The organism is Cellvibrio sp. ARAG 10.3 (assembly GCF_051846955.1).
GTDB lineage: Bacteria > Pseudomonadota > Gammaproteobacteria > Pseudomonadales > Cellvibrionaceae > Cellvibrio.
Window position 1 is genome coordinate 1 of record NZ_JBPYCU010000071.1, and the last position, 1,032, is coordinate 1,032.

The following is a 1,032-nucleotide window of genomic DNA, read 5'->3' on the forward strand; positions in this document are numbered from 1 at the left end:
CCTTTCGGCCTATCCATTGTTGTTACTTCCCCAGGGGATAAATCCAGCCCCTTGGGGATGGGTCTATCTCCTTTTTTATTCCATTAGGAGAGAAAACCATGTCCCAAGCTAACAACCAATCCAATTCCAACCAGTACTTCAATCTGCACCTGGAAGGCTTCGCGAATCTTTACGATGTCCGTGAAGTGAAACCTAAAGCTGGCCAAAAATGGAAGCCTTATGTCGCTGTACGTGCGGCGTTCCTGCAAGGCCAGGCGGACACTGCCGAGCCTGTATTTGTCGATCTGCAGGTCGTAGGTTCAGATGCTAAGCGCATCGTTGAACACTTCTGGAACTCGATCAATGATCGCGACCAGAAAGTATCGGCGGCGGTTAAGGCAGGCGACATCCGTTTCAAAGCGGGTGAGAACGATCCAAAGCCTGGTGAGGAACGTCGCGTGTTCGTGAGCGCACGTATGCTGACTGTGAAGTACTTGCAAGTGAAAGATGCCGACGGCCAAAGCAAGAAGTACGATGAAGCTGCTCTGAATGTGATTGCAGGTAAGGATTCTGCTGAGCAGAAGCCAGCCCAGGATCAGAGCAGTAATTTGCCGACAGCTAACCAGGCAACTAATGATGTCAACTGTAATATGCCTGACTTCATTGAGCTTGACCCGGACGACGAAAATTTCGCGCAACGTAAGGCGGAATTAAAGGCAGCGGGTTATCGATGGGACCGTCAGCGTAAAGGCTGGTCCCTGCAACAACAAGCAGCATGAACGACTGCAGAGAATGAGTCGATGGGGACTCACATCTTGCGCATCGCAAAGTGTGCGGGTCTGTGTCTTTTCCTTCTTGTGCAGCTCTCGTTTAGCTTAGTGTCACGCTTGTTATGGTGATTGCTCGGCCCAACCTTGTGTTGGGCCAGAGCGCTTTTACCATCGTATTCTCCAAGCGCTTTTGCGAGAGCCTTTCGAAAATACGATTCTCCCGTCCCACTACGGTTTTTAGTGGACCCTGCCGCTTCGGCGGATTGAGCTGGTCGTATTGGTT

2 protein-coding genes are annotated in these 1,032 nt (G+C 51.0%); one reads left to right on the top strand and one right to left on the bottom strand.

What is annotated here, in order from left to right; genetic code table 11:
• The first annotated feature begins 98 nt into the window (after positions 1-98).
• Positions 99-758, top strand: a complete 660-nt coding sequence (locus tag ACSV5M_RS21830; protein ID WP_439178967.1) for a DUF3577 domain-containing protein — start codon at positions 99-101, stop codon at positions 756-758.
• A gap of 91 nt (positions 759-849) precedes the next feature.
• Here ACSV5M_RS21830 and ACSV5M_RS21835 read toward each other — a convergent pair.
• Positions 850-1,032: hypothetical protein (locus ACSV5M_RS21835; RefSeq protein WP_439178968.1), on the bottom strand; the 183-nt coding region annotated here is incomplete at its 5' end.

Bases quoted from the DNA above. Each gene is read 5' to 3' on its own strand.
- ACSV5M_RS21830 (WP_439178967.1), top strand. From the start codon at position 99: ATGTCCCAAGCTAACAACCAATCCAATTCCAACCAGTACTTCAATCTG.